General features: G+C 39.9%; 8 protein-coding genes and 1 rRNA gene. 7 read left to right on the top strand and 2 right to left on the bottom strand.

The genetic code is table 11. From position 1 onward, the window contains the following. The first annotated feature begins 63 nt into the window (after positions 1-63). From rrf to BQ9859_RS00825, 6 genes are all read left to right on the top strand, one after another. A 5S ribosomal RNA gene (gene rrf, locus BQ9859_RS00850) occupies positions 64-177 on the top strand. A 180-nt stretch (positions 178-357) separates the two neighbouring features. Continuing rightward, positions 358-780 (top strand): 30S ribosomal protein S12, encoded by a 423-nt coding sequence (gene rpsL, locus BQ9859_RS00845; protein ID WP_075876302.1) that lies wholly within the window; start codon positions 358-360, stop codon positions 778-780. A 26-nt stretch (positions 781-806) separates the two neighbouring features. Then, positions 807-1,277, top strand: coding sequence for a 30S ribosomal protein S7 (gene rpsG, locus BQ9859_RS00840; RefSeq protein WP_075876301.1), 471 nt, complete (start codon positions 807-809; stop codon positions 1,275-1,277). A 14-nt stretch (positions 1,278-1,291) separates the two neighbouring features. Continuing rightward, positions 1,292-3,370 carry an elongation factor G gene (gene fusA / locus BQ9859_RS00835; protein WP_075876300.1) on the top strand — a complete coding sequence of 693 codons (2,079 nt, stop codon included), beginning with the start codon at positions 1,292-1,294 and terminating at the stop codon, positions 3,368-3,370. 79 nt (positions 3,371-3,449) lie between these two features. Beyond that, positions 3,450-4,634, top strand: a complete 1,185-nt coding sequence (tuf, locus tag BQ9859_RS00830) for an elongation factor Tu (protein ID WP_075876299.1) — start codon at positions 3,450-3,452, stop codon at positions 4,632-4,634. 69 nt (positions 4,635-4,703) lie between these two features. Then, a complete protein-coding gene (locus BQ9859_RS00825; protein WP_075876298.1) occupies positions 4,704-5,516 on the top strand; it encodes an aldo/keto reductase in 813 nt (270 codons plus the stop codon). A 259-nt stretch (positions 5,517-5,775) separates the two neighbouring features. Here BQ9859_RS00825 and BQ9859_RS00820 read toward each other — a convergent pair whose 3' ends face one another. Both BQ9859_RS00820 and BQ9859_RS00815 read right to left on the bottom strand, forming a co-directional pair. After that, on the bottom strand, positions 5,776-6,024 hold the full coding sequence (locus BQ9859_RS00820; RefSeq protein WP_075876297.1) for a spore coat protein: 249 nt from the start codon (positions 6,022-6,024) through the stop codon (positions 5,776-5,778). After that, the gene (locus BQ9859_RS00815) at positions 6,025-6,231 is read right to left on the bottom strand and encodes a hypothetical protein (protein WP_075876296.1); all 207 of its coding nucleotides are present in this window, start codon (positions 6,229-6,231) and stop codon (positions 6,025-6,027) included. A 158-nt stretch (positions 6,232-6,389) separates the two neighbouring features. On the opposite strand from BQ9859_RS00815, the gene BQ9859_RS00805 reads away from it, so the two are divergent. Then, on the top strand, positions 6,390-7,835 hold the full coding sequence (locus tag BQ9859_RS00805; protein ID WP_075876294.1) for an APC family permease: 1,446 nt from the start codon (positions 6,390-6,392) through the stop codon (positions 7,833-7,835). Positions 7,836-7,924: the final 89 nt, after the last annotated feature.

The following is a 7,924-nucleotide window of genomic DNA, read 5'->3' as shown; positions in this document are numbered from 1 at the left end:
GAGGACTTGATCTGAAGTCGAGCTGTTATTCGGTTTTGAGAGGCTGACTCTCAAGGAAAGAGATCCGGTGATGAAGGCGGAGTGGACACACCTGTCCTCATACCGAACACAGAAGTTAAGCACTCCAACGGCGACAATAGTTGGGCCTGCCCCTGCGAAGATAGCACGTTGCCGGTCTCTTCCTTTGCGATCACTTTATGGTCGCTTTTTTTTAAAATTTGATTGACAAATTGATAGAATTACTATATTATAGTTGAGCAAGTGTGATTGAATGAGTTCCCGTATTGGGAACCTATATTATGCTTGTAAAATGATACGCCCGGAAATGTGTGTTATAAAATTTGAAAGGAGGATATTATGCCAACAATTAACCAGTTAATTCGTAAAGGTCGTCAGGACAGTGTGAAACTTTCAAAATCACCTGCTTTGAATAGAGGATATAACTCTCTGAAAAGCCGTCCAACGAACTTGAGTTCACCGCAGAAGCGTGGTGTTTGTACACGTGTTGGTACGATGACACCGAAGAAACCAAACTCAGCTCTTCGTAAGTATGCCCGTGTACGCTTAAGCAACGGTATGGAAGTTACAGCTTACATTCCAGGAATTGGACACAACCTTCAGGAGCACAGTGTCGTAATGATCCGTGGTGGTCGTGTTAAGGACTTGCCAGGTGTTCGTTACCATATCATCCGTGGTACATTGGATTGCGCTGGTGTTGCGAACCGTAACCAGAGCCGTTCATTGTATGGTGCGAAAAAACCAAAAGCAGCTAAAAAATAAATCAATTGTGAAAGGAGAATAGAATTATGCCTAGAAAAGGACATATAGCAAAACGTGACGTATTGGTCGATCCGATCTACAACTCCAAGTTAGTTACTCGTTTAATTAACAAAATCATGATTGATGGTAAAAAAGGGGTTGCTCAAAAGATCCTATACGATGCATTCGATATCGTTGAAGTAAAAACCGGTGAAAAACCGATGGAAGTATTTGAAAAGGCGTTAGAAAACGTAATGCCTTTGTTGGAGCTGAAAGTTCGTCGTGTTGGTGGTGCGAACTATCAGGTACCAGTTGAAGTATCTGCTGAACGCCGCTTGACATTAGGTCTGAGATGGATCGTGAACTATGCTCGTTTAAGAGGCGAAAAAACAATGGAACAGCGTTTAGCCGCTGAAATCATTGATGCCGCTAACGGAAGCGGACAGTCTGTTAAAAAGCGTGAAGATACGCATAAAATGGCAGAAGCTAATAAAGCATTTGCACATTACCGCTGGTAAGAAAGGAGTTCATTATGCCAAGAGAATATTCACTTGAAAATACTCGTAATATTGGTATCATGGCTCACATCGATGCTGGTAAGACAACTACGACAGAACGTATCTTGTACTATACTGGTGTCAATCACAAAATGGGTGAAACGCATGATGGTGCATCTACGATGGACTGGATGGAGCAGGAACAGGAACGTGGTATTACGATCACATCTGCTGCAACAACTTGCCATTGGAAGGGAAACCGTATCAACATCATCGATACACCAGGTCACGTAGACTTTACTGTTGAGGTAGAGCGTTCATTGCGTGTACTGGATGGTGCCGTTACCGTTTTGGATGCAAAAGCTGGTGTTGAGCCACAGACAGAAACTGTATGGCGTCAGGCAACAAACTATGGAGTACCACGTATCGTATTCTGTAATAAGATGGATGCAACTGGTGCTGATTTCTTGATGTCATGCCGTACGATCATCGATCGTTTGGGAGCAAAATCTTGCCCTATTCAATTACCGATCGGTGCTGAATCTACATTCTCTGGTATCGTAGATATCATTGAACGTAAAGCAGAAATTTATACGAATGACTTAGGTACAGATATCAAGATCGAAGATGTACCAGAAGATTTGAAAGATCTGTGCGAAGAATATCGTGCAAAATTGCTGGAATACCTGGCAGACTATGATGAAGATTTCATGATGCAGGTATTGGAAGGGGAAGAACCTTCCGTAGAAGAAATCAAACGTGTATTGCGTATAGCTGTATGTAAAGGTGATTTCTTCCCAGTATTGTGTGGTTCTGCATATAAGAATAAAGGTGTGCAGATGGTATTGGATGCAGTTGTTGATTACTTGCCTTCACCATTAGATATCCCAAGTATCAAAGGTACTTTGGAAGATGGTACAGAAGCAGAGCGTCACGCATCTGATGATGAACCATTCTCTGCATTGGCATTCAAGATCACTGCAGATCCATTTGTTGGTAAATTGACATACTTCCGTGTATACTCAGGTACTGCAAAAGCAGGAAGTTATGTATTGAACTCAACAAAAGGTAAAAAAGAGCGTTTTGGACGTCTGGTTCAGATGCATTCCAATGCGCGTAAAGAAATCGAACAAGTATATGCAGGAGATATCGCTGCTGCTGTTGGTTTGAAAGCAACGACAACAGGTGATACTTTGTGTGATGAAGATCATCATATCATTCTGGAATCTATGGAATTCCCAGAGCCAGTTATCGAATTGTCTTTGGAACCTAAGACAAAAGCAGACCAGGATAAGATGGGCTTGGCTTTAGCAAAACTTGCTGAAGAAGACCCTACATTTAAGACATATACGAATGCTGAAACTGGACAGACGATCATCGCCGGTGTAGGTGAGCTGCATTTGGATATCATCGTTGACCGTTTACGCCGTGAATTCAAAGTAGAAGCACAGGTTGGTGCACCTCAGGTTGCTTATCGTGAAACGATTCGCCAAGCTGCAGAGTGCGAAGGTAAGTACATCCGTCAGTCTGGTGGACGTGGTCAATATGGTCATGTTTGGATCCGCTTCGAACCAAATGAAGAAGGCAAAGGCTTTGAATTTGTGGATGCTACAGTAGGTGGAAGCGTTCCACGTGAATACATCAAACCAACAGAAGAAGGTTTGGTTGATGCAATGGAAAAAGGTATGATTGCTGGTTATCCAGTAATTGATGTCAAAGCAACATTGTTTGATGGTTCTTACCATGATGTCGACTCTAGTGAAATGGCATATAAGATTGCTGCTTCCATGGCATTAAAAGAAGCTGGCAAGAAGTGTAAACCAGTTATCTTGGAGCCTATCATGAATGTTGAAATCACTGCACCAAATGAATATCTTGGTTCCGTCATGGGTGACGTTAGCTCACGTCGTGGTCAGATCACAGATCAGGAAGAACGAGGCAATGCAATCATTGTTCGTGCTATGGTTCCACTGTCTGAAATGTTTGGTTATGTAACTGATCTGCGTTCCTTTACACAGGGTCGTGGAAACTACTCTATGAAATTCGACCATTACAGCGAAGTACCGAAGTCAATCGCTGAAAAAATCATTAAAAACAACAGCTCTGAAGCCTAAAATTTTGGCGTTTGATGTTGCTTTTATAGGTTGTTTGAATTAGAATATATTTGACGATTATTTAGGAGGAAAAACTAAAATGGCAAAAGAAAAATTTGACAGATCGAAAACACATGTTAATATTGGTACAATCGGTCACGTTGACCATGGTAAAACAACTTTAACAGCTGCAATCACTCACGTTTTAGCTGAACGTGGTGAAGCAAAAGCTATGGATTACGATCAGATTGATGGTGCTCCAGAAGAAAAAGAACGTGGTATTACAATCAATACTGCACACGTTGAGTACGAAACTGACAAACGTCACTATGCACACGTTGACTGCCCAGGTCATGCTGACTACGTTAAGAACATGATCACTGGTGCTGCTCAGATGGATGGTGCTATCTTGGTAGTAGCTGCATCTGACGGACCTATGCCTCAGACTCGTGAGCACATCTTGCTTGCTCGTCAGGTAGGTGTTCCTTACATCGTAGTATTCTTGAACAAATGCGACATGGTTGATGACGAAGAGTTAATCGACTTGGTTGAAATGGAAGTTCGTGAATTGTTAACTGAATATGGATTCGATGGAGACAATACTCCAGTTATCCGCGGTTCAGCATTAAAAGCATTGGAAGGCGATCCAAAATGGGTTGGTGCTATCGATGAATTGATGGCTGCTGTTGATGAATACATCCCTGATCCAGTTCGTGAAACTGATAAACCATTCTTGATGTCTGTAGAAGATGTTATGACAATCACTGGTCGTGGTACAGTTGCTACAGGACGTGTTGAACGTGGTATCGTTAACATGGGTGAAGAAGTTGAAATCGTTGGTATCCGTGAAACTCGTAAAACAGTTATCACAGGTCTTGAAATGTTCCGTAAACAGTTGGACTTCGCAGAAGCAGGTGACAACATCGGTGCATTGTTACGTGGTGTAAACCGTGACGAAATTCAACGTGGACAGGTATTGGCTAAAGTTGGTTCAGTACATCCACATACAAAATTCAAAGCTCAGGTTTATGTATTGAGCAAAGAAGAAGGTGGACGTCATACTCCATTCGTTTCTAACTATCGTCCTCAGTTCTACTTCCGTACAACTGACGTAACTGGTGTTATTACATTGCCAGAAGGAACAGACATGGTTATGCCTGGCGATAACGTAGAAATGACAGTTGAGTTGATCGCTCCTATCGCTATCGAAAATGGTACTAAATTCTCTATCCGTGAGGGTGGACGTACAGTAGGTGCTGGTCACGTAACTGAAATCATCGAGTAATTGATGTGATTGAAAGCAGGTATGGGTTCATATCTGCTTTTTTATTTGAATAAGAACAGGAGTGGAGATATGGAAAAAAAATTATCAAATGGTAAGCATATCCCTTTAGTTGGATTTGGTGTGTATCGCCTGAGCGATGCAGCATCGATGGAACAAGCGATTGCTGCTGCCTATCAAACTGGATACCGCATGTTTGATACAGCGCAGATGTATAAGAATGAAGAATTGCTCGGGCAGGCAATTGATAAATTAAATATAGATCGAAATCAGATCATTTTAACAACAAAGATTGCACCTCAAAATATGTCGGAAAAAAATGTACGCAGCTCTTTTCTGGAAAGTTTGCGTAAGTTAAAGACGGACTATGTCGATATATTGTTGATTCATTGGCCTGGACAAGATAAAGAACGTCTGTTGTCTTGTTGGAACGAATTGATCCAGTTGTATAAAGAAGGAAAAGCAAAAGCAATCGGTGTAAGCAATGCGATGGTACAACACTTAGAATGGCTGGAAGAGTGTGAGATTGCACCAATGATTGATCAGATCGAAGTGAATATCAAAAATCAGCAGAAGACAGTCTGTGCTTTTTGTAAAAAGCATGGTATTGCTGTACAGGCTTGGTCGCCATTAGCCCGCGGACAGTTTGATAATCCGTTGATCCAAACCTTATCAAATAAATATAATTGCACACCGGCGCAATTACTATTGACATGGAATACACAAAAAGAAATCAGCGTAATTCCAAAATCTTCACATTTGGAAAGAATTCAGGAGAATTTTAATGTTGGCTCTTTCGTCATTGAAGAGGAAGATATGCATAAGATAGATAAATTGGATCAATATAAAGATATGAGCTATAATCCATATACTTATGATTATTAAAAAGAGGTTGAAACAGTTAAGTGATCTCCAATTTTCACTTTGCTGCTTCACCTCTTTATTTTTTTATATTTAATGCGTATATTATACGAATCTGGAATTTAATTTTTCAGATGGAAAGAGATAGAAAACTGTAAAAAGAAACATGATGTATGAGTGAGATCATGCTGTGAGGTATTGCCATTCGAGTATAAAAAAGACAGGAGAGGATCTAAATTTCTCCTATCTTTCTATATTCATTTCTTATATCCTATGTGCTATGTTAACATGTTTCGTTTTTGTATTTTTGATAAGCTTTTTCCAGTTTGCTTTTTGTTTCGTATTCCACTTGCATCCAATCATTTTTTACCATCATATCGTAGGTATCATGTTGCAACTGTGTAATAGCATCATATGCTGTTTTCACGCTCGGACAGATATCACTGCTAGCTTCACAGCCAAATGTATGTAACAAATCTGCCATATGCCGGCAAGCTAATAATGCGTTCATCGCAATATCTTTTTCTTTCATCTATTTGCTGGCCTCCTTTAAAACCTCTTTAAAAGAATCAAATTGTTCTTTGAAATTTGTAGTGATGTCATTCATCGCTTTTTTCAGTTCTTTGTCTTTTACATCAGTGAGATCTTCACTGACCTCTGCATGGTAACTTTCTAATTGATTTAATACATCACTAATGTAAAGGACATCTTTTGGGGTTAATCTCATTTTTTTGCTCATGGGTAATCTCCTTTCAATTTTATTGTGTAACTGTTTACATGATTTTATCCAAAGTAGTTTAAAATTCCACGATTTTCCGACATTTCGTCTAGAATTACAATACAAAAATCGCAAATTATGGTATAATTTTGCTGCATTTCGCTTAAAAGGAGGAAAATATGGAAACAAAGAAAATTCTTTGGTATAACCTGGCCTTCATGGCGTTTTCTACTGTATGGGGATTTGGAAACGTCGTAAATGGTTTTGGTTATTCAGGCGGGGTTGCCGGACAAGCTATTTTTACATGGATCTTAATGTTTGCATTATACTTTGTTCCCTATGCACTCATGGTTGGTGAATTAGGTTCTGCATTTAAAGATTCAGGCGGAGGCGTCAGTTCTTGGGTATATGAAACAATGGGGCCTAAAATTGCCTACTATGCTGGATGGACTTATTGGGCATGTCACATTACCTATATTGCAAGTAAAGCAAGTGGTGGATTAAAGGCATTGTCACAAGCAACAAGCTGGGCATTCATGCCGCAAGGTACAGACTGGTATGATAGTTTGAATACATTGGTCGTACAGGGTGCTACAATGGTAATCTTCTTATTGTTCTGCTGGATTGCCAGCCGCGGTTTAAATCCGTTGAAAAAATTAACAACTCTTGCAGGAACAAGTATGTTTGTAATGTCCATCTTATATATCATAATGATGTTGGCAGCACCGGCAATCAATCCAAATGCTGGATTTGCTTCAATTGATTTTAGCTGGGACAGCATTATACCGCAATTTAATGTGAATTATTTCACTTCACTCTCCATCTTCGTATTTGCTGTAGGTGGCTGTGAGAAAATTTCACCTTACGTTAATAAAGTAAAAGATCCTGCAAAAGGATTCCCAAAAGGTATGATCGCATTGGCTATCATGGTCATGGTATGTGCAATTTTGGGTACAATTGCCATGGGTATGATGTTTGATCCTGCAAAGGTTGCCGAAGATCAGGCGGCATTTATTTCAAATGGTGCTTATTGGGCATTTGAAGATTTAGGTGCATATTATGGAATCGGTAATTCTTTAAAGATCGTTTACTCGATCTGCAATGCAATTGGACAGCTTTCTACTTTGGTATTGAGCATTGATGCCCCATTGCGTATGTTATTGGATAACGAACAAGCACGTGAGTTCATTCCTAAGGGATTGTTGAAGAAGAACAAATATGATGCTTATATTAATGGTATCTGGATGGTCGTTATTCTTTCTGGCGCAATCATCGTCGTTCAATCATTTGGCGGAAGTGCACAAGGCGTCATTAAACAGTTGACAGATTTGAATGCTATTTGTATGCCGCTTCGTTATTTGTGGGTATTTGCAGCTTATATCGCATTGCGTAAAGCAGGTGAAAAGTTTGCGGCAGAATATCGCTTCACAAAAAACCAGACGTTTGCTCTAGTTGCGGGAAGCTGGTGCTTCTTCGTCACTGCAATCTGCTGTCTGTTAAAGATATTTAATGCAGATAATACATTATCTTTAGCATTGAATATGATTACGCCTATTGTGTTGACATTGCTTGGTCTGATTCTTCCAATCATCAAAAAGAATCAAGATGCAAAAGAAAATGCATAACATGTGAGCCTTGTATTCAAGGCTCTTTTTATAAAGTGTCTAGGTAGAAGTGTTTTAGGAAAACTTTTTTATAGAAATATGCTATACTG

Source organism: Merdibacter massiliensis (genome assembly GCF_900155395.1).
In the GTDB taxonomy this organism is placed as follows: Bacteria; Bacillota_I; Bacilli_A; order Erysipelotrichales; family Erysipelotrichaceae; genus Merdibacter; species Merdibacter massiliensis.
This window is presented reverse-complemented; position numbering and strand designations above follow the sequence as displayed.